Origin of the sequence: Myxococcus sp. NMCA1 (genome assembly GCF_026810205.1) — a bacterium.
Lineage (GTDB): Bacteria > Myxococcota > Myxococcia > Myxococcales > Myxococcaceae > Myxococcus > Myxococcus xanthus_A.
Map to the genome: position 1 here is coordinate 3,716,727 of NZ_CP113950.1, position 23,374 is coordinate 3,740,100.

At 70.4% G+C, this 23,374-nt stretch carries 20 protein-coding genes; 7 read left to right on the forward strand and 13 right to left on the reverse strand.

Features of this window, described 5'->3' with window-relative positions; all coding sequences use genetic code 11:
• Positions 1-2: 2 nt before the first annotated feature.
• From OZ403_RS15925 to OZ403_RS39715, 4 genes are all read right to left on the reverse strand, one after another.
• Positions 3-380 carry an ArsC/Spx/MgsR family protein gene (locus OZ403_RS15925; protein ID WP_140790856.1) on the reverse strand — a complete coding sequence of 126 codons (378 nt, stop codon included), beginning with the start codon at positions 378-380 and terminating at the stop codon, positions 3-5.
• A gap of 125 nt (positions 381-505) precedes the next feature.
• A complete protein-coding gene (locus OZ403_RS15930; protein ID WP_140790857.1) occupies positions 506-1,192 on the reverse strand; it encodes a hypothetical protein in 687 nt (228 codons plus the stop codon).
• Positions 1,193-1,287: 95 nt separating this feature from the next.
• Entirely contained in the window at positions 1,288-1,452 is a 165-nt protein-coding gene (locus OZ403_RS39710) for a PAN domain-containing protein (protein ID WP_140790858.1), read from the reverse strand.
• Entirely contained in the window at positions 1,430-1,912 is a 483-nt protein-coding gene (locus OZ403_RS39715) for a PH domain-containing protein (protein ID WP_442929781.1), read from the reverse strand. Before OZ403_RS39715 ends, OZ403_RS39710 begins: the two co-directional genes overlap by 23 nt.
• A gap of 169 nt (positions 1,913-2,081) precedes the next feature.
• Between OZ403_RS39715 and OZ403_RS15935 the strand changes: the two genes are divergently transcribed.
• Positions 2,082-2,444, forward strand: coding sequence for a hypothetical protein (locus OZ403_RS15935; protein ID WP_237078313.1), 363 nt, complete (start codon positions 2,082-2,084; stop codon positions 2,442-2,444).
• A 69-nt stretch (positions 2,445-2,513) separates the two neighbouring features.
• Here OZ403_RS15935 and OZ403_RS15940 read toward each other — a convergent pair whose 3' ends face one another.
• Together OZ403_RS15940 and dacB are read right to left on the reverse strand one after the other, a co-directional pair.
• Positions 2,514-4,721 carry a prolyl oligopeptidase family serine peptidase gene (locus OZ403_RS15940; protein ID WP_268784545.1) on the reverse strand — a complete coding sequence of 736 codons (2,208 nt, stop codon included), beginning with the start codon at positions 4,719-4,721 and terminating at the stop codon, positions 2,514-2,516.
• A gap of 153 nt (positions 4,722-4,874) precedes the next feature.
• Positions 4,875-6,359 carry a D-alanyl-D-alanine carboxypeptidase/D-alanyl-D-alanine endopeptidase gene (gene dacB, locus OZ403_RS15945; RefSeq protein WP_140790861.1) on the reverse strand — a complete coding sequence of 495 codons (1,485 nt, stop codon included), beginning with the start codon at positions 6,357-6,359 and terminating at the stop codon, positions 4,875-4,877.
• A 149-nt stretch (positions 6,360-6,508) separates the two neighbouring features.
• Here dacB and rdgC point away from each other — a divergent pair, with 149 nt between their 5' ends.
• On the forward strand, positions 6,509-7,153 hold the full coding sequence (gene rdgC / locus OZ403_RS15950) for a recombination-associated protein RdgC (RefSeq protein WP_011553181.1): 645 nt from the start codon (positions 6,509-6,511) through the stop codon (positions 7,151-7,153).
• Positions 7,140-7,829, forward strand: coding sequence for a hypothetical protein (locus tag OZ403_RS15955; protein ID WP_140798248.1), 690 nt, complete (start codon positions 7,140-7,142; stop codon positions 7,827-7,829). Before rdgC ends, OZ403_RS15955 begins: the two co-directional genes overlap by 14 nt.
• 9 nt (positions 7,830-7,838) lie before the next feature.
• On the opposite strand, the gene OZ403_RS15960 is transcribed toward OZ403_RS15955, so the two are convergent.
• Positions 7,839-8,543, reverse strand: coding sequence for a TVP38/TMEM64 family protein (locus tag OZ403_RS15960; RefSeq protein ID WP_268784546.1), 705 nt, complete (start codon positions 8,541-8,543; stop codon positions 7,839-7,841).
• Positions 8,536-8,961: a GAF domain-containing protein gene (locus OZ403_RS15965; RefSeq protein WP_140854423.1), complete on the reverse strand. Its 426-nt coding sequence runs from the start codon at positions 8,959-8,961 to the stop codon at positions 8,536-8,538. The genes OZ403_RS15960 and OZ403_RS15965 overlap by 8 nt, the downstream gene beginning before the upstream one ends.
• 181 nt (positions 8,962-9,142) lie before the next feature.
• Between OZ403_RS15965 and OZ403_RS15970 the strand changes: the two genes are divergently transcribed.
• Positions 9,143-11,344, forward strand: coding sequence for a hybrid sensor histidine kinase/response regulator (locus tag OZ403_RS15970; protein ID WP_140790865.1), 2,202 nt, complete (start codon positions 9,143-9,145; stop codon positions 11,342-11,344).
• Here the strand turns inward: OZ403_RS15970 and OZ403_RS15975 are convergent.
• Entirely contained in the window at positions 11,332-11,736 is a 405-nt protein-coding gene (locus OZ403_RS15975) for a hypothetical protein (protein ID WP_268784547.1), read from the reverse strand. The two genes, OZ403_RS15970 and OZ403_RS15975, sit on opposite strands and share 13 nt — an antisense overlap.
• A 291-nt stretch (positions 11,737-12,027) precedes the next feature.
• Here OZ403_RS15975 and OZ403_RS15980 point away from each other — a divergent pair, with 291 nt between their 5' ends.
• On the forward strand, positions 12,028-14,328 hold the full coding sequence (locus OZ403_RS15980) for a PQQ-dependent sugar dehydrogenase (protein WP_237078314.1): 2,301 nt from the start codon (positions 12,028-12,030) through the stop codon (positions 14,326-14,328).
• Positions 14,329-14,371: 43 nt separating this feature from the next.
• Here the strand turns inward: OZ403_RS15980 and OZ403_RS15985 are convergent, their stop codons facing one another.
• Entirely contained in the window at positions 14,372-15,655 is a 1,284-nt protein-coding gene (locus OZ403_RS15985; protein WP_268784548.1) for an endonuclease/exonuclease/phosphatase family protein, read from the reverse strand.
• A 253-nt stretch (positions 15,656-15,908) separates the two neighbouring features.
• Between OZ403_RS15985 and OZ403_RS15990 the strand changes: the two genes are divergently transcribed.
• Entirely contained in the window at positions 15,909-16,715 is an 807-nt protein-coding gene (locus OZ403_RS15990) for a hypothetical protein (RefSeq protein WP_140790868.1), read from the forward strand.
• A 4-nt stretch (positions 16,716-16,719) separates the two neighbouring features.
• On the opposite strand, the gene OZ403_RS15995 is transcribed toward OZ403_RS15990, so the two are convergent.
• Positions 16,720-17,511, reverse strand: coding sequence for a hypothetical protein (locus OZ403_RS15995; RefSeq protein ID WP_140790869.1), 792 nt, complete (start codon positions 17,509-17,511; stop codon positions 16,720-16,722).
• A gap of 133 nt (positions 17,512-17,644) precedes the next feature.
• Here OZ403_RS15995 and OZ403_RS16000 point away from each other — a divergent pair, with 133 nt between their 5' ends.
• Positions 17,645-18,646 (forward strand): AraC family transcriptional regulator, encoded by a 1,002-nt coding sequence (locus OZ403_RS16000; RefSeq protein WP_237078315.1) that lies wholly within the window; start codon positions 17,645-17,647, stop codon positions 18,644-18,646.
• Between the two features lie 30 nt (positions 18,647-18,676).
• Here the strand turns inward: OZ403_RS16000 and xdhB are convergent, their stop codons facing one another.
• The gene (gene xdhB / locus OZ403_RS16005) at positions 18,677-22,489 is read right to left on the reverse strand and encodes a xanthine dehydrogenase molybdopterin binding subunit (protein WP_268784549.1); all 3,813 of its coding nucleotides are present in this window, start codon (positions 22,487-22,489) and stop codon (positions 18,677-18,679) included.
• Positions 22,490-22,494: 5 nt separating this feature from the next.
• Positions 22,495-23,274, reverse strand: coding sequence for a xanthine dehydrogenase accessory protein XdhC (gene xdhC, locus OZ403_RS16010; protein ID WP_268784550.1), 780 nt, complete (start codon positions 23,272-23,274; stop codon positions 22,495-22,497).
• Positions 23,275-23,374 lie beyond the last annotated feature (100 nt).

The window sequence follows — 23,374 nt, forward strand, 5'->3', positions numbered from 1 at the left end:
GCTCAGGTGCCCGAGCCGCGCTCCGCGGCGAGCACCCTCTCCAGCGCCTCCGGGCTCCGCCCCACCACAGTCGTCCCGTCGCTGGCGGTAACGATGGGCCGCTGAATCAGCTCTGGGTGCTGGACCATGGCTGCAATCCAGTCGGCACGGTGTGTCGCGTCTCTGGGCAGCATCTCCAGCGTGGCCTCGGTCGCCGCGGCCTCACCCATGCGCACCAGCTCCCAGGGCTCTAGCTCGAGCCTCCCGAGTACGGCCTCCAGCTCCGCAGCGGTGGGGGGCGACTCCAGGTAGCGGCGGACGACGTAGGCTGCACCGGACGCATCCAGCGCGGCCATCGCGGCGCGGCACTTTGAACAGGCAGGGTTGATCCAGAGCTCCATCCGGCCAGTCTCGCACGCTGCGAAGCCGCCCGTCCGCACTCTTGCCGGGCTGTCAGTGCTGCGGCAGGCAGAAGCGAGGCGCGCCCCCGCTTCGCCTGCCCGTGGAGGTGCCCACGCGCCCCGCATCACCCCGCGGGCGGCGGGCCCACGCACTTGCCGCTGACCTTGTTCCCCCAGCCGGTGGTGCTCGCCTCTCCCTCGTAGGTGCTCCCATCCCCTCTCAGCTCGAGATGGACGGTGCCGGACGTGCCCTCACGACTGACCCAGGTTCCATCGAAGGCCTGGCCCGTGACCTTGCCGTTGATGGCGCCGGGCGATGTCGTTCCGGAATAGGTGCCACTGGCGCTCTCGCCAATCTGGACCAATTGCATGGTCCCGAAGATGTTGTCCGACCAGGTGCCGGAGAATCCCCAGCAGCCGGCAGGGGTGGGGGCCCCCGGCGTCGGGCCTCCCGGGGCAGAAGCGGGTGCACAGGCCGCCCCGACCGCCTCTTCAAAGGCGGCGAAATCGCGTCCGCCGATTGGCTGGCTCCAGTCGGGTGGCCGGATGGCCCGAACTCCCGGGCGGTTGACATATTGGTAGATGTAGAACTGGCCGCCGTTCTCACCCGGGCCATTGCAGTTGATGATGCTGACGACCGACTCCTCGACGATGAGTTTTCCCGTCGCATCGCGCGACTCGGGCTGGCGAAACTGCTGAATGACCGCGGCGGCATTCGCGCTTCCTCCGAAGAGGACCAGCGACGACAGCAAGGCCCGCACGCTGAGGAACTCCAGGTGGGGGCGCGCCGCTTTGGACTGATTCGAATTCATTCTCAGCTCTCCAGTGGTGGTGCGGCGTCGATTGGCCGCACGCCGCCGGAGTTTGTGTACGTCGCGCCTGTGACGGGAGGCACGGCGCTCTTGAGCTAGCAGCGGGACGCCGGGCCCTGTACTCCAGACCGCTGGTGGGGCCAGGCATGGCAGCGCGCGTCCTGCTGACACGCGGCCGCACACGCAGTGGCGTTCTGCGTTGAGGCCTTGAGGAAGCGCTCGCCTGGCACGCAGGCTTCACGTGGCTCGCGTGAACACATGCCTGTGGCTCACCGGATAGGCCCGCGTGCGGACGAGCTCGCGGAGGGAGCGCGGCGCGGCCATCCAGCGAAGGACCGAGACCGGAGACGTCTTGTCCGTCGAGATGAGGGCGACGCTGCCGATGCCGAGGAGTCGGTCCAGCAGGCTCTGCGCGACTTGCGTATCACCGACATTCCGGAGGTCGATCTCCCCCACGGTTTTGGAGAGGGCTCCGGCCTCGAAGTATAGGACGGATAGGAGCCCTGTTGAGGGCGGCGGGCTGGTGAAGAGGTGCCAAGAAGGGCCGCTGGAGGGTGACACGCGGGCTGTGCGCCGGGCCGGAGCAGAGGCTGTGCCGCCCCTCGGGGCACATGCCGCCCAAGCAGCCCATCCAGGCGGCAGGCCGCAGGGGCGTGGGCTTCCAGGTAACTCCACGGGTTCAAATCCTGTCTCCCCTGCCATGAATGGCCCAGGACTCATGTCGCGACCGGGCGCCGAGTCCAAGGAGTGGCGGGGACGCTACCGCTGGGGCGTGGTGCGCACGCTGGCCCGGGAGAACCAACTGCGCCGCCTCTGCAGCGTGCCGTGCTTTTCCGCTTTTCCACGGACTAGACTGCCCATGCAGCTTGCTCAGGAAAGGTGGTTTCGCATGCGTGGTTCACTGAAGCGGTTCGCGCTGCACGGTGCCGTGTTGCTGGCCGTCGCAGGGCTCACGGGCTGTGGCGTGGTGGACGAAGAAGGCGTGGCGTCCGACGGCGTGAGCGAAGAGGCGGCGCTCAACACGGGGTGCTGCACGGCGCTGACGGGGACGACCCAGGCTTTCTGTGACTCGATTCCCCAGACGCCGGGGCGCTGTAATGAAGTCAACCAGGGCAGCTCCTGCATCTGGACGTGCACGGGCTGCTGCCAGGCGCTTCCGGGGACGGCGCAGAGCTTCTGCGACTCGATTCCCCAGACGGAAGGGCGCTGCAACCAGGTGTGGGGCGGCACGGCCTGTACCTGGACCTGCTGATTCGCCGTGCAGCACCGCATCCACCGCCGCGCCAGCGTCCGGGCGGCGGTGGATGCAGGCCTCACGCGGCTACTGCGGCTTGGGCGCCGCGACCTTCTTCGCCGGGGGCTGGTACTTCATGCCCAGGGCGTTGAACACGAACGAGTACACGTCGACTTCCTCCTCGATGCGCGCGTTCAGCGGCGTGCCGGCGCCGTGGCCCGTCTCCGCGTTGGCACGAAGCAGGATGGGGTTCTTCGCCTTGGTGGCCTCCTGCATCCGGGCCACCATCTTCCGCGAGTGGAACGGGTCCACGCGCGGATCGTTCGCGCCGGACGTGAAGAGCACGGAGGGGTAGGCCGTGCCGTCCTTCACGTTGTGGAGCGGCGAGTACGCGTGCAGCGCCTTGAACTGCTCCGGGTTCTTCACGGTGCCGTACTCGGTGATGTTGAACTGGCCGTTGGGCGTCAGCTCCACCCGGAGCATGTCGTAGATGCCCACGCGCGCCACGACGGCGCCGTACATCTCCGGGTGCTGGGTGACGGCCGCGCCCATCAGGAGGCCGCCGTTGCTGCCACCCTGGATGGCCAGCTTCTTCGGCTGCGTGTACTTCTGGTCCACCAGCAGCTTCGCGGCGGCGTGGAAGTCGTCGAAGACGTTCTGCTTGTTCGTGAGCGAGCCCTCGGCGTGCCACTTCTCGCCGAACTCCGAGCCGCCGCGCAGGTTGGCCACCGCGAACACGCCGCCCTGTTCCAGCCAGAAACCGGCCAGCGAGTTGTAGCTCGGGCTGATGGAGATGTTGAAGCCGCCGTAGCCCGTCAGCAGCGCCGGGTTGTTGCCGTTGAGCTTGGTGCCCTTCTTCTTGAGGATGCTGACGGGAACCTTGGTGCCGTCCTTGGACGTGGCGAACGCGCGCACCACTTCCACGTCGCTCAGGTCCAGCGGCGACGTGCGGGCCAGCGCCGTCTTCTTCACCGTGTTGTCCTTCGCCGAGTACCGGTACCAGGCCATCGGCTGGGTGAAGCTGGTGTTGATGAAGAGCACGTCGTCATCGCCCTGGCTCACGAGCCCGCCCACGGAGGACACGGGCAGGGTGGGCACCATCCCCATCGCCTTGCCCTTCAGGTCCACCATGCGCAGCTGCGAAGGCCCGCCGAGCTGCTCGCTCACGTAGAGCCGCGACTTCGTGGGGAAGAAGCCCTGGATGCTGGCCTCGCCCTCCGGCACCACCACCGTGGCCTTGTCCAGCGTGGGCGTGGCCAGCGGCAGCCGCAGCACCTTGCCGCGCGGCGCGTCCTTGCGGCTGAGCAGGTACATGGCGCCGTCGTGGCCAAAGCGCGCGCGGATGACCTTGTCCTCGAACTTCGACACCTGCGCCCACTTCCCGGCGGCGTCGCGCAGGTACAGCATGTACTCGCCGCCGTCGCCGTTGGCCACGACGGCGGAGATGTGCTGGCCGTCGTGAGACGTGTCCAGCTCCGTCATCGCGATGCGTGGGAAGTCCTTGCCCAGCACATACGTGTCCTTCTCCGTGGGCGTGCCGAGCTGGTGGAAGTAGACCTGCTGGAAGAAGTCACGGTCCGCCTCGGGACGCTCCTCGCCGCGCGGGTAGCGCGTGTAGAAGTAGCCCTTGCCGTCCGCCGTCCACGTCAGGCTGCCACCCGCGGTGCCTCCATTCACGCGGGGTACGGTCTCATTTGGCAGCGGCTTGCCGGTGGCCACGTCATAGACGGTGACGTCGCCGCTCTCGGTGCCGTTCTTCGACATCGACACGGCGATCTTCTTGCCGTCCAGCGTGGGGACGTACCAGTCGATGGTGGTGTGGCCCGAGGGGTCCACCACCATGGGGTCCACCAGCACGCGCTCCTTGGACGTGTCATCCACCGAGCCGAGCACGACCAGGAAGGACTGCTGCTTGGGCGGCTGGGCCTTCATGGCGAACAGCGTGCCGCCGGCCTCGTGCAGCCCGCCGTAGCCAGGGGACTTCCAGCTCAGCAGCTCGGAGACGCGCTGGCGGATGGCCTCGCGTCCGGACAGCTTGTCCAGGAGGGCGCGGGTGTACGCGTTCTGCGCGTCGTTCCACTGCTTCACCTGCGCGTCGGACGAGTCCTCCAGCCACTGGTACGGGTCCTTCACCGCCGTGCCGTGGTAGGTGTCCACCGTCTCCTTCTTCGGCGACGCGGGCGCCTTGGAGGCGGCCTTGCGGGGCGCCGTCGCGGCCGGCGCGGGGGCGGGGGCGGCTGGCGCAGCCAGCGGCAGGGTCAGCACCGCCGCCGTCAATGCGGTCTTCAGCTTCACGGTTCACCTCGGGGTTGGGAAACGCGCACGCAGCCTGCCACGTCCCTTGGGACGGGAAACGGCTTCGTTGCGTTGGGAATGCCGCCGTGCGCCGGGTGTTCGCCCGCACCTCCGCCGTGCAACCGTTGGGAATGAGACGGTGCGTCCTGGCGGTCAGCGCAGCGGCAGTGTGACCAACCCCGCGGCGAACCGGTCGAACGCCTCATTGGCGGGCAGTGCGGTGCCGTCGTCCATGTTCCCCAGCATCAGCGCGAAGACGACGCGTGGGTGCCGCGCGTCTCCCGGCCGGTCCACCACCCCCACGAAGCACCGCTGACCGGACAGCGTGCCCGTCTTCGCGCGGATGTGGCCCGCGGTGTCGGCGGTGACGGGGCGGGCCGCGAGCGTGCCGTCCTGGCCGGCCACGGGAAGGCTGTCCAGCAGCGCGGTGCCATAGGCTTCACGCAGGCTGGTGAAGATGACGCGCACCAGTCCCCGCGCGGTGGCCAGGTTGTACCGGGACAGGCCACTGCCATCCACCGGGCGCAAGTCACGCGAGGGGATGCCTCGGCGGGTCAGCTCCTCCGTCAGCGCGGTGCGCAGGGCGCCATAGCTCTCCGTGCCCGTGAGCTCGCGCGCGAAGCGCAGGCCCAGGCGCTCCGCGTACAGGTTGAGGGATTCCTTGTTCGTCACCTTCACCAGCTCGGACAGCGGCGGGCTGACCAGGGTGACCAGGGGCGCGGGCACGGACGGTTGCCGCGGCGTGGGCGCCTCCAGCGTCATGGGCAGTCGGGGGATGCCGCGCGTGAGCAGGGCCGCCTCCACGCAGGCGGAGAAGAGCTGCTCGGGTTCGTCGACCGACAGCCTCACCGCGGCGGAGCGGGGGCAGGTGTCCGCGGTGGAGCGCCACAGGCAGCGCACGCCGGGCCCGCCACGCTGGCGCACGCAGGCCAGGGAGGGGCGCTCCGCGTTCGTGTCCACGCCCACCACGGCCGTCAGCGTCGCGAAGGCGGGGGTCACCTGGATGGTGGCGGGCTGCGCGCAGTCCGCGCCCGCCGCCCGGGACAGCGCCACGTCCACCACGTTCTCCCGGAAGACGAAGGCCGTTGGCGCCGCGCTGTAGGCATACGCGGCGTCATCCCAGGCCCAGCCGGGGCCGAAGGGGAACTCCGCCTCCTTCGCGCCGCGCACGCGCACCTGCCCGCGCCACTGGCGGATGCCGCGCGCCTGGAGGGCATCCGCCACCTGCTCACACGCCAGCGCCGTCTCGGGGAAGCGCCATGAGCCCAGGGACGGGTCCCCCGTCGGGTCCACCACGATGTCGCCCAGGAAGAGCCCGCCATCCAGCGTGCCCTCCAGGGCCACCGGCGTCTGGAAGCGGAAGTCCGCGCCCAGCGCGGAGAGGACCGACGCGGTGGAGACGACCTTGAGCGTGGAGGCGGGCAGGAGCCGGACGTGCTCGCGGTGGGTGAAGAGTGGCTCGCCCGTCTGTGCGTCCACCACGTAGGCGCTGGCCAGGGCGCCTTCGGCCTCCAGGGTGTCGAAGAGCGCGCGGGCCAGGGAGGGAAGGGTGTCGCCCTCGGGCCGCGTCTCGCGGAAGCAGCCGGAGAGTACCAGGGGGGCCACGAGCAGCAGCAAGGCGGACAGGACGCGGCGCATGTCGCCCGGCACGCTACCGCCGCGGGGCGGACCTGTCATGCGGCCGGGGACAGGCTGCCTGGAAAGTGAGCGCGGCCACGAGGAAGGCGCCGTCAGCCACGCCGAGTGCCTTGACGGCACGGCGCTCGCACCCCATCCTGCCGCGCCCCATGCCTGTCCTTCGTGGTGCTGTCACGCTGTCGCGCTTCCGGGTCGAACCGGCGAAGGAAGCGCCTTCGGATGTCAAACGCTGGCTGACGCGCGGCCTCAAGGCGCACGCGTTCGAGCCCATCGACCGCCGCTCCGAAGAAGAGCGCGCCGTCGGCTTCGTGGAACTGGAGAACGAGGAGTCCAGCGAGTTCTCCGCTGGCCGTCTCTACTATGGCGAGTACGCCCTGTTCGCCTTCCGCATCGACACCATCAAGGTGCCGGCCGCGGCGCTCAAGGCGGAGCTGGCGAAGTGGGCCGCCGCCTTCGAGAAGGAGAATGGCCGCCCGCCCAGCCGGGGCGAGAAGACGCAGAGCCGCGGTGAAATCCGCCAGATGCTCCGCACCCGCGCCACGCCCCGCACGTCGACGGTGGACGTGAGCTGGAACCTGAAGACGCAGCAGGTGCAGATCTGGTCCGCGTCGCGCAAGGTGGTGGACGAAATCACCGTCGCGCTGGAGGGCGGGCTGAACGTGAAGTTCTTCGGCATGACGCCGTCGGCCATGGCGCAGACGGCGGGCATCGATGAGTCCCTGCTGGGGCCCACCACGGAGCTGATTGGCATGGACCTGCCGGCGACGGCGGAGGTGGCACATGGCGAGGCGTGACGAGGCGCGGGCCGAAGCGGCCTTCATGCGCGGTGATGTCGGCGTGGACGGCGGCGCCACCGAGGAGACGAAGGACGAGGCCGAAGTCGAAAAGGGCAAAGCGCAAGATCAGCTGCTGCGTGGCCGCGCCTATCTGGGCCGCGAGTTCCTCACGTGGCTCCTGTGGCGCACCGAGGCCGGCGGGCCGCTCGTCGAGGTGGAGGGTGAAGGCGTCAGCGTCCTCTTCATGGGCCGCGTGGTGCTGCGCGGCGTGTCCGGTGAGGTGACGGAGATGAGCGCCAAGGGCACCCTGGCGCCGTACTCCGAGCAGGTGAAGCACTCGCTGGACCGCGGGCTGCTGGTGGCCCAGGCCCGCCTGCGCTTCACCCAGGGCGAGAGGGAGTTCGAGGCCACGGTGGACTCCGAGTTCCTCGACATCCGCGCGGGCAAGCTGCCGGCGCTGATGAGCGAGGAGGAGGATGACCAGCTCTCCGAGCGGCTCTTCCTGATGGAACAGCTGGCCGCCATGGTGGACGCGCTGGTGCAGGACTACCTGTCGGTGCGCGCCAGCAAGGGCTGGAGCAAGACGGTCGTCCCCGCGATGAAGGAGTGGATGCGCGGCGACGAGAAGGGTGCGGACGCGCTCGCCAAGGCCGCCCGCGCCCGGGGCCGTGACGCTCGCACGGCGCGGAGCTGAGCGGGCCGTCTAGCGTGTCGCGGGGGCCGGATGCGGTGGTGTCCTTCGCCGCATCCAGGCCAGCGCCAGGCCGGGCAGCAGCACCATGCCCGCGAAGAGCAGCAGGAACGACTCCAGCCGCGCGGCGCTGGCGCCCAGCGCGGCATAGGTCACCGACACGCCCAGGTTGGCCAGGGCGCTCACGGTGAGGAACGTTCGGGGGCGCATGCGACTGGTGCCCGCGAAGAGCACGGACGTCTCCGCCAGCACCGGCACCGCGCGGAAGGCGAGCAGGAACCAGGGCCCCATCCGTTCGGCGGCGCGGGTCAGCCGGTCCAACTCGGCGTCACCCGCCATACGCCGCAGCGCCGCCGTTCCGGCCCGCGCGCCCAAGCCATAGCCCACCGCGCAGCCCGCCATCATCCCCAGCCAGGACGTGGCCGCGCCGACCCAGAAGCCCAGCAGTCCCCCTGCGGCGGTGCCCACCAGGCTGGAGGGCACCGGCAGCACGGCATCACCGGCCAGCAGTCCCCCGAGCAGCAGCGCCACCTGCCAGGATGGTGGCCGCGTGGCCAGGAAGTGTCCGGCCGCCGCCTCCAGGCTGTCCCCGAACCAGGCGAAGGGCAGCAGGATGGCGGCCAGCAGCAGCCCGCTGAAGGCCGCCCAGCCCATGACGGCGCGACTGGACAGCCGGCCTTCGCCCGCCGCCGTCAGGCCCGGCGTGGGCTCAGCCATCCGCGATGGGGAGCCGGGATGCCGCGGCCATCAGGGACGTCTCGCGCTCGGCGGCCAGCGAGCCTTCCTCGGTGAATGCGATGCCCACCACCGCGCGCACACGGCCTGTCGCATCGAGCACCGGAATCGCCACCGCCGCGCGCGCGTCCACCGCCTTCGCGCCCGGCTTGATGTCGCTGGACGTGTCCTCCTTCAGGTTGCACGTCTGCACGGGTTGCTTGCGCACCTGGGCGAGCCCCGCCATTCCCTTGCCGTGCGGCACGTGCTGGACGGCCGTCATCAACGGCGGCGGAATGTTGAGGGCGGCCACGAGGAAGAGGTCGTCTCCCCGCTGAAGGTGGACGGTGCCCGCGATGGCTCCGTGCTCGCTGGCGAACGACTCCAGCCACGACTGGTAGGACGCGTTCTTTTCGTTCATGGCGCGGAAAACTGTGCGCCCCGGCTTCGCCCGCAGTCAACGCGCCGCGGCCTCAAGTCGACGTTCGAACCCATCCTCCGTGAGACTGTTCAGCCCACGTCACTCCAATGTACTGGAGGGCACCCCGTACTCCCGCCCGTGCAGGATGTGGCGCGATGCTCCGCTGGAAGGCCGCAGGTCGATGAAGCCGCGCTCGCTTCGCTTCTATCTCGGGTTGCTCGCGCTCGGCCTGCTGGTGCCGCTCGTGCTCTTCGCGGCGGGGGCGGTGAACCGCTTCGCGGCGTCGCAGCGCGAGGCCCGGGCCCAGGGCATGCGTGAGACGGCCCGCGCGTTGGCGCTCGTCGTGGAACGCGAGCTGGGGCAGTCCGTCCGGGCGCTGGAGGTGCTGTCGCATTCGGCCCCGCTGGCGCAAGGCGACCTGAAGACCTTCCATGCCACCTGCCAGGCCGTGGTGGAGTCCCAGGCACAGTGGGGCTCGCTCGTCCTGCTGGATGTGGAGGGCCGGACGATGTTCACCACGGACCAGCCCTTCGGAACCGACCTGGCGGCGCTCGTGGATGAACGGCACTTCGTGCGCGAGGTCGTGAAGACGGGACGCGCGGTCATCTCCGACTTCCCCTACCAGCGCTTCCAGGGGCCGCCCACCGTGGTGGTCGCGATGCCGGTGCGGCGCCAGGGCGTGCTCGCGGGCGTGCTGGTGGCGACGTACGCCATGCAGCACTTCGACAAGCTCTGGGACGAACAGCGCATCCAGGGGGACTGGGTGGGCACGCTGGTGGACGAGGAGGGCGTCATCCTCTCGCGCAGCCGGGGCCGCGCCCGGTTCGTCGGAACGAAGGCCCGGCCCGAATACATCGAGAACATCCGCGTGGGCCGCGAGGGCTTCTTCGCGTCGCAGACGGTGGATGGGATGAAGTCGTTCGCGGCCTACGCGCGTTTGCAGTTGGTGCCTTGGACGGTGTCGTTCTCGGGGCCTCGCGAGGTGTTCACCGCGTCGGTGAACCAATCCCTGGTCGCGTTGCTCATCGCGGGGCTGGGGTGCTGTGTCATCGCCACCGCCTGGGCCGCCTGGGTGAGCCGCCGCATGACGCGTCCGCTCCGCGCCCTGGCCCGAGCGGCCCGGGAGCGCCCGGACTCTGCGGATGCCTTCACCAACGTGGGGCCCACGGGCATCTCCGAACTGGAGGACCTGCGGGCGACGCTCGCGCTCACCGCGGCCATGGTGATGGAACGCGAGGGCGCGCTGCGGACGAAGATGACAGAGGCCGAGGCGGCCAACCTCGCCAAGGACCAGTTCCTGGCCATGCTGGGCCATGAGCTGCGCAATCCGCTGTCCGCCATCACCAGCGGCGTGAAGGTGCTGTCGGTGACGGAGGACGCCGCCAGCCGCGAGCGGGCGCGCGCCCTGGTGGAGCGGCAGGCCTTCCACCTGGCGCGACTGGTGGATGACCTGCTCGATGTGGAGCGGGTCAGCAGTGGCCGCATCCTGCTCCAGAAGCAGACCATGGACTTGTCGGAGTGTGTGCGGCGCGCCGTCGCTGCGCTGGAGTCCTCCGGACGGACGCAGGCGCACCAGGTGGAGGTAGAGGCCCCGCGGGCCTGGCTGGAGGGGGACGCGAGCCGCCTGGAGCAGGTCGTGACGAACCTCGTGTCCAACGCGCTCAAGTACACGCCGCCCGGCGGTCGCATCCGCGTGGTGACGCGGGAGGAGCCCGGCCACGTGGTGCTGGAGGTGTCCGACACCGGAGATGGCCTGTCACCTGAGCTCCAGGATCGCGTGTTCGAGCTCTTCTTCCAGGCGGAGCGCACCCTGGACCGCGCGCAGGGAGGTCTGGGCATTGGCCTCACGCTGGTGAAGCGGTTGGTGGAGCTGCATGGCGGCTCCGTGCGCGCGCAGAGTGACGGGCTGGCGAAGGGCAGCACCTTCACGGTGCGGCTGCCGCGCGGCCAGGTCGAACAGGCGCCTCGGCTTCAAGACGCTCCCATGGCGCCGGCCTCCGGACGCCACGTGTTGCTGGTGGATGACCACACCGACAGCCGGCAACTCGTCCGCGAGTTGCTCGAACTGGAGGGGCACACCGTCAGCGAAGCGGAGGACGGTCCCTCGGGTCTGGCGCGGGCGCGTGAGCTGCGTCCCGAGGTCGTGTTGCTGGACATCGGCCTGCCCGGGCTCGACGGCTACGAGGTGGCGCGCGCGCTCCGCTCGACGGACGAGGGGCGCGACCTGCTGCTCATCGCCGTGACGGGCTACGGCCTGGAAGAGGACCGGCGCCGCGCGCTGGAGGCGGGCTTCGACGAGCACCTGGTGAAGCCGGTGGACCTCACGCGTCTGCGTGAGTTGCTGCGGCCGAGGAAGCGAGCCGCGCCGGCTCACTCCACGTAGCCGGGACAGTTCTGGACCGCGGGCTGGCACAGCTGCAACACGCGCGCTGCGTCCGTGAAGGTCTGCTTCCGGGCCTGGAGGTAACAACCCGCGGGGTCTTCGTCGGGCGCGGCGAACTGACACAGCTGGACGGCCTGGCTTTGCGTGAGGGAGCCTTCATCCTGGGCGCGCACGAAGCAGTCGGCGGGCGTGGATGAACGGGCGCCGCGGCAGAGCTGCGTGGCCAGGGAGTCGTCGAGTCCGCCGTCGGTCGCGCGCTGGTAGCAGGACAGTTGCGGCACGACGCCCTGGGCGGCCGCGGCCGCGGGCACTCCCAAGAGGCCGAGCACGGCGGTGAGCGCAGCGCCCGCGAACGGACGAAAGAATTGGGATGTCCCACTGCCTGTCTTCATGAGGCCTCCTTTCCGAGCAATCTAGGCGCCTCCGCGCGGTGAGGCCGGCCCCCGCACGGCCGTCCGCCCCGGGACAATGCGGCAAGGGAAGGGGTCGTTCCGCCGCCTGTCCTATGCGGGAAGATTGTCGGATGACGCGCCGTGTCCGGGGGGAGACGTCCACGGAACGATGCGCGGGCCTACTTCACGACGACTGCCACCCACGCGGTCCGGCATCCGGCAGAGGACGCCTTGGACGCGAGGTCCAGTCCCCTGGCGTTCCACGCCTTCCCGAACCACCACAGCAGCGCCATGAAACAACGACGACCGTCTCTCTTGATGCTGCTGGGCGTTGTGGCGCTCGCGATGGGCCTGCTCGGCATTTCGCTCGCATGTCCTGGCTCCTCGGGAGACCGTTCCGGTCGCCCTGGGGACGAAGATGAAATCATCGACCCCCCATCCGAAGGGGGGCCGGGCACGGACGGAGACGGGAGCACTCCGATGGTGCCAGATGGTGGGGGCCCGGATTCCCAGGTGCCCTTCGGGCTGGACGCGCGCCCCGCGAACCCTACGTGTGTAGCGCCTCCCCGGCCCCCGGACCCCGCGGGGGCCACCATCTCGCGCGCGTTCCCGGACGTGAGCTTCACCCAGCCCTTGTTCGCCCTCCAGGCGCCGGGGGACAGCCGCCGCATCTACGTGGTGGAGCGAGGGGGACGGGTGCGCGTGTTCGACAAGGACGCCACGCCGCCCGTCAGCTCCGTGTTCGTCGACATCTCCAGGCAGGTGATCGTGGAGCATGACGAGACGGGCTTGCTCGGGATGGCCTTCCACCCGGCGTTCGCCACCAATGGCCAGGTGTTCCTCTCCTATGTCGGAAACACCGCCATGGGTGGTCTACGCTCGTTCATCGTCCGTTACCGCAGCCCGGATGGTGGGGCCACCCTGGACCCGGCGAGCGCGGAGGTCGTGCTCGAACAGGACCAGCCCTTCTCCACCCACAACGGCGGCCATCTCGCGTTCGGACCGGATGGCTTCCTCTACTTCGCCTACGGTGACGGCGGCGGACGCCTGGACCCGAACCGGACGGCCCAGAATCCGGAGCTCCTGCTGGGGAAGATGCTGCGGCTCGACGTGGACAGCGCGCGGCCCTATGCCATTCCGCCGACCAACCCCTACGCCACCGCCGGCGGGCGAAAGGAAATCTACGCCACCGGCTTCCGCAACCCGTGGCGCTGGAGCTTCGACCGGAGCACGGGCGCGCTCTGGCTGGGCGACGTGGGCGAAAAGCTCCTCGAGGAGATCAACCGCGTCGAGCTGGGAGGCAACTACGGCTGGAGCATCCTGGAGGGCACCGAGTGCGCGCGCGGTAGCGGCTGCCGCGCCACCGGGTTGACGCCGCCCGTGGCCGTCTATGGCCGCACCGAAGGCGTCTCCGTCACCGGCGGCTACGTGTACCGCGGCACCGCCGTGCCGGCGCTCGCGGGCAAGTACGTCTTCGGTGACTTTGGCTCGGGCCGCATCTGGACGTTGCCAGGAGACGCCCTGCCGGGTGCGGCCGCGGTGCCCCAATTACTCGTCACCACGGCGCTCAGCATCTCCTCGTTCGCCGAGCTCAACGACGGCGAGCTGCTGGTGGTGGACTTCACGGGGGGAGGACTGCACCGCATCCACGCGTCTCTGCCTCCCGCACCGGGTGGCGAGGCGTTCCCCACACTGCTGTCCGCCACGGGCTGCGCGGACCCGACGAACCCGAACCTCCCCTCGGCGGGCCTCATCCCGTATGGCGTGAATGCCCCGCTGTGGTCGGACGGCGCGCAGAAGGAGCGGTTCATGGGCGTTCCAGACGGGGCGGTGATGACGGTGGGGCCGGAGGGCGTGCTGGACGCGCCCCCCGGCACCGTGACGGTGAAGACGTTCCTCCTGGGCGGGAAGCGTGTGGAGACGCGCCTCTTCATGCGCCATCCGGACGGCGTCTGGGCGGGCTACTCGTACGAGTGGAATGATGCGGGTACCGACGCGACGTTGCTGGAGACGGGCAAGGTGAAGACGGTGGGGGCGCAGACGTGGACGTACCCCAGCCGGGGTGAATGCATGCAGTGTCACACCGCCGCCGCGGGCTTCGTGCTGGGCCTGGAGGTCGCGCAGCTCAACGGGGATTACACCTACCCGGGCGGGCGCATCGCGTCGCAGCTCCGGACCCTGGAGCATATTGGCGTGCTGAAATTGCCGGCCCCGGTGGAGCAGCTGCCTCGGATGCCTGCCTACGCCGGACCGGAGCCCGTGGAGGCACGCGCGCGGGCCTATCTGCACGCCAACTGCGCCGTCTGTCACCGGCCCAATGGCCTGGGCCGCGGTGTGTCGGACCTGCGCTACTCCACGCCGCTCGCCGCAGCGAAGATTTGTGGTGTGGCGCCAGAGCACGGTGAGCTGGGCGTGGCCGGAGCGATGCTGGTCGCGCCGGGAGACCCGTCGAAGTCGGTCCTGTCGCGGCGCATGCACTCGCTGTCGACGACACGCATGCCGCCGCTGGCCAGCGCGGTGAAGGACATCGAGGGCACGGGGCTCGTGGACGCGTGGATTACGTCCCTGCCCGCGTGTCCCGCGGGGCCCTGAGGCCTCGCGGGACGGGAGCGCCAGCAGCTGTGCGGCTGGCGCCTCAGGTGGGCCGCTGGACGGTGTCGGGAGCGGGCTTGCCGTCCTTCAACCCTGGCGTCCGCACGTCGTAGTGGGCCACCACGGGTTGGTGGTCGGAGGACTCGGTGCTGCGGTCCACCTCGAAGAGGCGGGGGACCAGTCCAGGGCTGGCGTAGATGTTGTCGAAGCGCTTGCCCGTCGCGGGCACCACGCCATTCTCATCCGGCAGCGAGGTGAGGGTGGCGCTGTCCGCGATGTCCTGGAGCCGCAGCCATTGCTCGCTGCCGCGTTGCACCCGGCCGGAGCGCAGCTCGGCGCACGCCTGCTTCGGCGTCATGAGCGAGCCATCCGGCAGGCGCACCTGTGCGGTGGTGGCATGGGCGATGGTCTCCGGCATGCTCTGCTCCAGCACGTGGAGCTCGTGCCGCAACCGCGGGTCGGCGATGTTGCCCACCCCTTCGTCCCCCACGCTGGCGTGGGGCTCGCCGTAGCGCACCTCGTATTCCTCCACCGTGTCGGTGTCGTCGTACGTCCTGAGGTGGGCCATCAGCCAGGAGCCGCCTGTCTTGATGGCGGTGTTGGCGTTGAAGTCCCCCAGCACCACCGCGTGCATGACCTCACGGTGCTGCAGCAACGCGTTGAGCTGGCGGAGGTTGCGGGCGTTGATGCCGGAGTCGCCCAGGGTGTGGTGCACGTTGTAGAGCACCACCGGGTGACCCTCCACCTCCAGGCGCACGTACAGCGCGCCCCGGTCCTCGGGTATCTCGCAGGGGTCTCCGCCACGGCGCATGATGGCCGCGTCCCGCTCCGCGTCGGGCGTGGCGTACGTGAAGTGCGCCGCGTCCACCAGCGGGTGCCGGGTGAGGAAGGCCTTTCCGTTCACCAGCCGCGCGCCGGGGCCGCCGTCATGCCCCTGGTACGCCAGGTGGAAGCCGTAGCGCTCCGCCAGGAGCACGGCGATGGGGACGTTGGCCTCCTGCAGGCCCAGCACGTCCGGCAGCCGTCCCCGGGCCTCCAGGTTGTCGAAGTAGTCCAGCAGCGCCTGTCGGCGCTGCCCACCGAGCAGGATGTTGTACGTCATCACCGTGAGCCCTGGCCCGCGCGGCGAGCGCACCGCGGGGTTGCGGACCACCAGCGTGCGGCCGTCGCCCAGCGCTCGCTCCGTATTGGGCAGGGACACAGCGGCGAAGTCCGGAAGCGTCACGGTGGTCTCCCGGCGCGGAAGGGCGCCCTCGTGCCCGTGCGCAATCCGGCCAATCAGGGGGCCGACCCCCGGCAGGTGCTCCAGCATCTCCGGAACCTTCATCGGGGCTCCTTCCGCGGGAGCGGCTGCGCGGGTTGAGGGCGGAAGGTGTCTTCGTGAAAGGCAACTGGCGCCACAGGTCCTCCTCGATGCCCTCAAGGTCTGTGCTCGCCCTCCCCATGACCAGGGGGCTCCCAGGGAATGGAGGGCTGGCCGGGCTGCTCCGTTCGGATGGAGGGCGGCCAGGCCTCCGGGCGCGCCGTCCCGGGCTTGGATACCGAGGAAGCCCGGGCGCGCTTGTGGTTGAATACCGGACATGCGGCGATTGGTGTTCCTGGCGGTGATGGCTCCTCTCCTGGTGGCGTGTGCCACGACCGGCCAGGTGGTGCCCCGAAGCGCCTCCTGTGAGAAGGGCAAGCTGTGGGCGTGCAACGAATGGGGAGAGCAGCTCCTCCAGGACGGAGACCGAAGCCAGGCGGAGACGGCCTTCTCCAAGGCGTGTGACGGTGGCTCGACGCAGGGGTGTCTGGCCCTGGGGCGCCTGCGCATGGCGGACGGCAACCTCGCGGGCGCCGAGGCGCCGTTCGTCACGGTGTACGAGACGGACAGTGAGGAGGGCGCCCTGGCGCTCGCGGACCTCTACGACGCGCGCGGTGGCGAGGCCCACGCTCGGGCAGCGGCCAAGCTCCGGAGGGAGGCACCGGCGCTGGACAAACCGGCCTTCGACTTCGCCATGCAGTACCGGGTGGGGGCCTGGCGGCCGACGGCGGACCTCGCCCTCAACATCCAGCCCATGGCCTTCCTGGAACGGCGACTCAACATCGGCTCGAACCTGGCCTACACGAGCCGGGGCATCTCCGAGTTCAACGGCTTCGTCGGCTACCAGCACTTCGTCAATGCCTGGGTGGTGCCCTACGGCCGGTTGATGATGGGCACGGCGACACGCGCATCACGCGACCCGGGCTTCAACGTCGGCGCGGAGGTGGGCACGCGGCTGGCCTTGGGGTACTTCGGCCACGTCAACGTCGCGGCCGGCATGTCCCGGGCGAGCGGCAACTACATGTCCGTGGGCGTGGGCCTCAACGGCCTCTTCGTGCTGCTGATGCTGCTGCACGCACCTTGACGCTTCAGCGCGTGGGCCGCCCGAGCACGTACGTGATGGCGGCCTTGCCCGGGGCCTTCGCCTCGCCCACCTCCCAGGTGTAGCCCTCGCGCGCCAGGGCCTCCGTCATGCGCCGGAGCTCGTCGGGCTGATGCGTCCTCAGCGCGGACACCAACCCGTCCCAGCAGATGATGAGCGGCGCCACCGGCACCACGTAGGTGAGCAGCAGCCGCAGCGGCGTCAGCGGCTTCACCAAGGGCGTGAAGAGCAGCACCAGCAGGGGCACCAGCAACATCGACAGGAGGGCCGGGGGCGTGCGGCGCACCGTCTCGAACGCGGCGATGGGAACGCCGCGAGCCTGGGCGTCCTCGAGCACGGCGCGGGCCTCGTCCGGCCGGAAGTGGTGCAGGGCGTTGAAGAGGGTGCGCATGCCCCGCAGGTCGGCCGGGACCTGGAGCGCGTCCACCGAGCGCTCCAGGTACTGCACGCCCTCTGCCCGCGCCCGCTCGGCGGCCTGGGCATTGGGGAACTTGTCGGTGAGCACCACGCGCGCATCGATGCCGTGCTTCTCCGCGAGCAGTTGTCGCAGGCGGGGCAGGGGGCCCCGGCCGCCGGAGCCCAGGTCCACCAGCTCCTGGCCCTGCGCCGCGTTCAGTCCGCGCGCCAGGATTTCCGCGGCCGCGTCGAAGATGCCCATGCGCGTGCTGATGGTGTGGAGGTAGTCGGTCGTCAAGTCCCTCAGCGCGTCGGGGAACCACGTCTGGTCGGTGAACTCGAAGAGGTGCAGCCGGGGGAGCAGCGAAGGCGTGTCGTCCATGGTCCGAGCGTGCAGGCCCCTCGCCGTCCGCGCACTGACGGATGGCGACAGAACGGCTTGCTGTCCACGCCAACGCGCCATTAGCGTCCCGTTCGTGGCGCAGTCGCCTCCGTCCTCATCCTCCGAGCCATCCTTGTCCGCGCGCATGGCGCGGCAGGCGCTCCGGCTCGCGGCGACGCTGGGCCTGCCGGTGGAGGCGCTCTGCCGGGAGGCGGGCTTCCGGATGGAGGACCTGGACGACCCGGAGCTGCGCATCCCCTACGCCGCGCTGGACGGCCTGCTGGAGCGGGCGGCGGAGCTGTCCGGGGACGCGAACCTGGGGCTGCACATCGCCCGCGTGGACGTGGTGGACCTGGATGACCCGGCCACCTTCGTCGTCCTCACTTGCGCGACGCTGCGGGACGCCATGGAGCGGGGCTGCCGCTACCAGCGCGTCTGGGGAGACGGAGAGCGCTTCCTGATGGAGGAGACGGAGCGCGGAGTTCGCATGCGCTTCACGCCCGTGGGCGCGCCCCGGCCCGCGCACCGGCACCTGGTGGACGCGGCGCTGGTGCAGTTCGCCACCGGAGTGAGGGCCTTCACGGGCGTGGACGTCCGGCCGCTCGTCGTGCGCTTCACCCACACCGCGCCCGCGGACCGCCGCGAGCACGAGGCCCTCTTCGGGTGCCCGCTGGAGTTCGGCGCGCCCTTCAATGCCATCGAGTTCTCCCACGAGGACGCCCAGCGGCCCTTCATCCACGCGAACGCGCTGCTCAACGCCATGTTCCAACGTCAGGCCCAGCGCGCGTTGGAGCGGCTGCCGGACGTGTCCACGACCACCGAGCGCGTCCGGGAGCAAGTCCGGCGCGAACTGGCCGGCGGGGACTTCTCCTTCGTGGCCGTCGCCCGGGCCCTGCGGCAGCCGCCGCGGACGCTCCAGCGCCGGCTCGCGGGCGAGGGGCAGAGCTACGCGGCGATTGTCGAAGCCCTGCGCCGCGAGCTGTCTGAGTCCTATCTCCAGCGCCGCATGTCCATCGCCGAGGTGTCCTTCCTCCTCGGCTACGCGGACCCGGTGGCCTTCCACCGCGCCTTCAAGCGCTGGTGGGGTGTGAGCCCGGAAGGCTTCCGGAGGGCGCGGCTCCAGGCCCCACGCTGAGCCTGGACCGCCGTTCGTCCGAGCGGCGTCTCAGGCCGCCTCGCGCCCGCCCTCCGCCGCCGCGCGCGCCAGCCGCTTCTGGATGGCGAGGAACAGCGCCTCGTGTGTGGCAGGGGACGCCAGCTCCACGTCGCCACCGGCCTGGCCGAACGCTGCCACCGCCTCTCGCAGGGCCTCACGCGCGGACATGGCCAGCATCAGCGGCGGCTCGCCCACGGCCTTGCTGCCGTGGATGGTGTTGTGCTGGTGCGCCCGCTCCAGCAGCCGCACCCGGAAGTCGATGGGCGCGTCGCTGAAGGCCGGCACCGCGTAGGTGCTTGCGGAGTGCGTGAGCAGCCGGCCATTCGCGTCCCAGCGAAGCTCCTCGCCCGTGAGCCAGCCCAGGCCCTGGACGAAGCCGCCTTCAATCTGCCCGCGGTCCACTGCGGGGTTGAGCGAATCGCCCACGTCCTCCAGCAGGTCCACGCGCAGCACGCGCTTGACGCCCGTGTGGCCGTCCACCTCCACCTCGCACACCGCCGCGCCGTAGGCGAAGTAGAGGAAGGGGCGTCCGCGGCCCTTGGCCTTGTCGTAGCCGATGCCCGGCGTCTGGTAGTAGCCCGTCGAGGACAGTCCCACCCGGGACAGGTACGCCGCCTCCACCACGTCCGCGAAGGGCAGGGCGAGCTCGGGCTCACCGCGCAGGCCCACCTTCCCGTCGCCGAACATCAGGGCATCCGGCGCCACGCTGCGCCCGTGCCGGTCCGACAGCAGCCGCACGGCCACCGGGGCCAGCCGCTCCCTCAGGGTGACGCAGGCCACGCGCACGGCGGCGCCGTTCAGGTCGGAGCCGCTGGAGGCCGCGGTGGCGGAGGTGTTGGGCACCTTGTCCGTCGCCGTCTTCGCCATCCGCACTGCGTCCGCCGTGACGCCCAGCTCGCGCATGACCACGCCCAGCACCTTGGTGTGCAGGCCCTGGCCCATCTCCGTGCCGCCGTGGGACACCATGACCGAGCCGTCCCGGTACACATGCACCAACGCGCCGGCCTGGTTGAGGAAGGTGGCGGTGAAGGAGATGCCGAACTTCATCGGGGTGATGGCGAGTCCCCGCTTGATGAAGGGGGATTGGGCGTTGAACGCCGCCACGTCGCGTTGCCGGCGCTCGAACTCCGACGACTTCTTGAGCTCCTCCCAGACGCGGAGGATTCGCTCGTCCTCCAGCTCCTGGCCGTAGTGCGTGGTGTTCGTCTCCCCGGTGCCGCGGTAGAGGTTGCGCTCGCGGACCTCGTCCGCCGGCACCCCCACGGCCCGGGCCACGCGGGCCAGGACCTCCTCCGTCACCAGCATGCCCTGCGGACCACCGAAGCCGCGGAAGGCGGTGTTGGAGACGAGGTGTGTCTTCGCCACCCGCCCGGAGTACGCCAGCGCAGGCACGTAGTACGCGTTGTCCAGGTGGAACAGCGCGCGGTCCAGGATGGACTCGGACAGGTCCAGCGACCAGCCGCCGTTGGATACCAGCTGGACGCGGAGGGCCAGCAGCCGCCCCTGGTCGTCGAAGCCCACCTCGTAGGAGGCATGGAACGGGTGGCGCTTGCCCGTCACCGCCATGTCCACGTCGCGGTCCAGCATCCACCGCACCGAGCGTCCCGTGTGCCACGCGGCCAGCGCGACGAACGCGGCGGGCGCGTTGCCCTGCGTCTCCTTTCCGCCGAAGCCGCCGCCCATGCGTGGTGACTGCACCACCACGCGGCTGCGCGGCAGGTGCAGCACGTGGGAGATGATGGCCTGCACCTCGGACGGGTGCTGGGTGGAGGACACGACGGTGATGTCGCCGTCGTCACCGCGCTCGGCGAAGGCGGCCTGCGTCTCCAGGTAGAAATGCTCCTGCCCGCCAATGGCCAGCGTGCCCGACAGGCGGTGGGGGCTGCTGTCCAGCGCGGCGTCCACGTCACCCCGGCGGATGACGTGCGGCTCGGTGTGGTAGCTGCTCCGCGCCACGGCGTCCTCCAACGTGAGGATGGCGGGCAGGGGCTCGTACTCCACCTCCACGGCGCGTGCGCCCGCGCGGCAGGCCTCCACGGACTCGCCCACGACCAGCGCGACAATCTGCCCGTGGAAGAGCACTTCGCGGTCGGCCAGCAGTGGCTCATCGTGGCGGATGGGGCCGGTGTCGTTCATGCCGGGGATGTCCTCGGCCATGAGCACCTTCACCACGCCGGGCACCTTGCGCGCCGCGGTGGGATCTCTCTTGAGGATGCGGGCGTGCGCATGGGGCGAGCACACCGGCCAGACCTCCAGCATGGGCCGCTTCTGCGCCATGTCGTCCACGTACCGCGCGCTGCCCGTCACGTGGCCCAGCGCGCTCTCGTGCCGCAGCGCGCGTCCCGCGTCCGCGGGGGCCTGGGCCTCACCCGCGTCGAAGCCCGGCGCGGCGTCCAGGGCCGGGCTGTGCGAGCCGGAGAAGAACTTCTCCAGCAGGCCCGCCACCAGTCCCCGCCGGTACTCCGCGCTGCCGCGCAGGTCGCTGATGGGCGTGATTTCCTCCGCGAGCACGGGCAGCGCTCGCGCCACCGTCTCGGCCGTCCAGGGCTGCCCGGTGAGCTCCGCCTCCGCGCGGCGCGCACGCACTGGCGTGGCCGCGACGCCGCCGTAGCCCAGGCGCGCCAGCGTCACCACGCCGCCCGCGTCCAGCTCCACGCGGAAGCCCGCGGCGACGATGCTGATGTCCAGCTCGCGCCGCTTGGACACCTTGAAGGAGTCGGAGAGCCGCCGGCCGCCCTCGGGTACGGCGGCGTGGGGGATGATGATGTGGCGGACGACCTCGTCCGATTGGAGCGCCGTCTTTCGGTAGGCGAGGAAGAAGTCGGACAACGCCACCGTGCGCTCGCCCCGCACCGAGCCCAGGACGAGCGAGGCATCCAGGGCGAGCAATACCGGCGCCATGTCGCCAATGGGCGACGCGGTCACCAGGTTGCCCGCAAGCGTGGCGCGCTGGCGAATCTGCCGGGAGGCGAAGACGTTGAGCATCTTCTTCACCTCGGGCAGCTCGTCACCCAGGGCCTCTTCCAGCGCCACCAGTGAGGCCGCGCCGCCCACGTACCAGCCATCCTCCCCACGGTGGACCGCGCGCAGGGACTCCACGCCCTCGGTGGAGATGAGGAAGGGGTAGCGGCGGGCCTTCTTGGTGATGTCCACGCCCAACTCAGTGGCGCCCGCCACCAGGTGGGCCTCCGGGTGCTTCGCGCGCAGGTCGAGCAACTCCTCCCACGACGTGGGGCGCAGGAAGGTCTGTCCACCGGCCTCGTAGCGCAGCGGGGACAGGGGGTCGGCGGGACCTTCGAGCGGCGCGGAGGGAATCGCCGTGGCGGGCGCCGGTCCTTCGTCGCGCTGGGCCAGCGCCTCCATCATCGCGTCGCGAATGGGGCGGTAGCCGGTGCAGCGACAGAGGTTGCCACAGAGCTGGTCCGCCACGGCTGACGGGGTACATACGTCCTTGCGGGAGTACGCCTCCGCCATGGAGACGATGAAGCCCGGCGTGCAGAAGCCACACTGCGAACCGTAGTGCTTCACCATGGCCTGCTGCACCGGGTGGGGCTTCTCGCAGCTGCCCACGCCTTCCACCGTCACCAGCTCACGGCCGGCCACCATGGGCACCAGGGCGATGCAGGCGTTGAAGGCGCGCAGGCACCGGTTGCCCTGGGCGTCCCGATCCACCAGGGCCACGGTGCACGCGCCGCAGTCGCCCTCGGCGCAGCCCTGCTTGGTGCCGGTGAGGCCGCGGGCACGCAGGAAGTCGAGCAGCGTGGTGTTGGGGGAGACGCCATCGACGCGGACCGTCGCGCCATTGAGCTGAAACTCGAACATGTTGCTCACTCTCCTGACGAGCCCCCGCGCAGGCGGGGCGTCTCCGAGGGCGGGGCCTCGGCGGTAGTTTCGGTGTCTGCGCCCTGGTGATGGAGCTGAAGGAGTCCAGCGGCGATGCTCACCGCGACTTCCTGAGGCGACTTGCCGCCAATCTCCAGCCCCATGGGGCAGCGCACGCGGGCCAGCTGCGCCGCTGTCGCGCCCCGGGCCTCCAGGCGCTGACGGAAGCGGGCCCACTTGGTGTTGCTTCCAATGAGGCCCACGTAGCGCGCGGGCTTCTCCAAGGCGAAGGCGATGATGTCCTGGTCCAGGTCATGCCGGTGCGTCATCACCGCGATGTACGTGCGGCGCGCGTCCCAGACAGCGCGCGAGGCGAAGACGTCCCACGGCTCCTCGTGGCGGATGACCGAAGCGGGGATGCGCTCGCCGTGGACCCATTCGGGGCGCTCGTCGACGAGGTGGACCTGGAAGGGGGTGCCGTCCAACGTGCGGCACAGGGCCTGACCCACGTGGCCGGCGCCGAAGAGGTACAGGCGCGGGCCGTGGTTCAACGGCTCCATGAAGACGTCCACCACGCCGCCACAGCATTGGCCGAGCTTCGAGCCCAGCGGATACCGGTACGCACGGGGTTCCCCTTTCTCCAGGCAGGCGCGGGCGTCCGCGAGGACGAGCTGCTCCAGGTGGCCACCGCCCACGGTGCCGTGGAACGTCCCGTCCGCGCGGACGAGCAGCTTCGCGCCGGGCCTGGCGGGGGTACTTCCCTGACACACCGTCACGGTCGCCACGGCGAACGGAACATCGTCCCGCGACCACTCCGCCAGCTGGCGGATCCAATCCCACATTGTCCGGCAGAGTCTGCCACAGGCCGGGCCGCCCACGTCACGT

Coding starts and splice junctions, on each gene's coding strand:
- OZ403_RS15925 (WP_140790856.1), bottom strand. CDS start 380: ATGGAGCTCTGGATCAACCCTGCCTGTTCAAAGTGCCGCGCCGCGATG.
- OZ403_RS15930 (WP_140790857.1), bottom strand. CDS start 1,192: ATGAATTCGAATCAGTCCAAAGCGGCGCGCCCCCACCTGGAGTTCCTC.
- OZ403_RS39710 (WP_140790858.1), bottom strand. CDS start 1,452: ATGTGTTCACGCGAGCCACGTGAAGCCTGCGTGCCAGGCGAGCGCTTC.
- OZ403_RS39715 (WP_442929781.1), bottom strand. CDS start 1,912: ATGAGTCCTGGGCCATTCATGGCAGGGGAGACAGGATTTGAACCCGTG.
- OZ403_RS15935 (WP_237078313.1), top strand. CDS start 2,082: ATGCGTGGTTCACTGAAGCGGTTCGCGCTGCACGGTGCCGTGTTGCTG.
- dacB (WP_140790861.1), bottom strand. CDS start 6,359: ATGCGCCGCGTCCTGTCCGCCTTGCTGCTGCTCGTGGCCCCCCTGGTA.
- rdgC (WP_011553181.1), top strand. CDS start 6,509: ATGCCTGTCCTTCGTGGTGCTGTCACGCTGTCGCGCTTCCGGGTCGAA.
- OZ403_RS15955 (WP_140798248.1), top strand. CDS start 7,140: ATGGCGAGGCGTGACGAGGCGCGGGCCGAAGCGGCCTTCATGCGCGGT.
- OZ403_RS15960 (WP_268784546.1), bottom strand. CDS start 8,543: ATGGCTGAGCCCACGCCGGGCCTGACGGCGGCGGGCGAAGGCCGGCTG.
- OZ403_RS15965 (WP_140854423.1), bottom strand. CDS start 8,961: ATGAACGAAAAGAACGCGTCCTACCAGTCGTGGCTGGAGTCGTTCGCC.
- OZ403_RS15970 (WP_140790865.1), top strand. CDS start 9,143: ATGAAGCCGCGCTCGCTTCGCTTCTATCTCGGGTTGCTCGCGCTCGGC.
- OZ403_RS15975 (WP_268784547.1), bottom strand. CDS start 11,736: ATGAAGACAGGCAGTGGGACATCCCAATTCTTTCGTCCGTTCGCGGGC.
- OZ403_RS15980 (WP_237078314.1), top strand. CDS start 12,028: ATGAAACAACGACGACCGTCTCTCTTGATGCTGCTGGGCGTTGTGGCG.
- OZ403_RS15985 (WP_268784548.1), bottom strand. CDS start 15,655: ATGAAGGTTCCGGAGATGCTGGAGCACCTGCCGGGGGTCGGCCCCCTG.
- OZ403_RS15990 (WP_140790868.1), top strand. CDS start 15,909: ATGCGGCGATTGGTGTTCCTGGCGGTGATGGCTCCTCTCCTGGTGGCG.
- OZ403_RS15995 (WP_140790869.1), bottom strand. CDS start 17,511: ATGGACGACACGCCTTCGCTGCTCCCCCGGCTGCACCTCTTCGAGTTC.
- xdhB (WP_268784549.1), bottom strand. CDS start 22,489: ATGTTCGAGTTTCAGCTCAATGGCGCGACGGTCCGCGTCGATGGCGTC.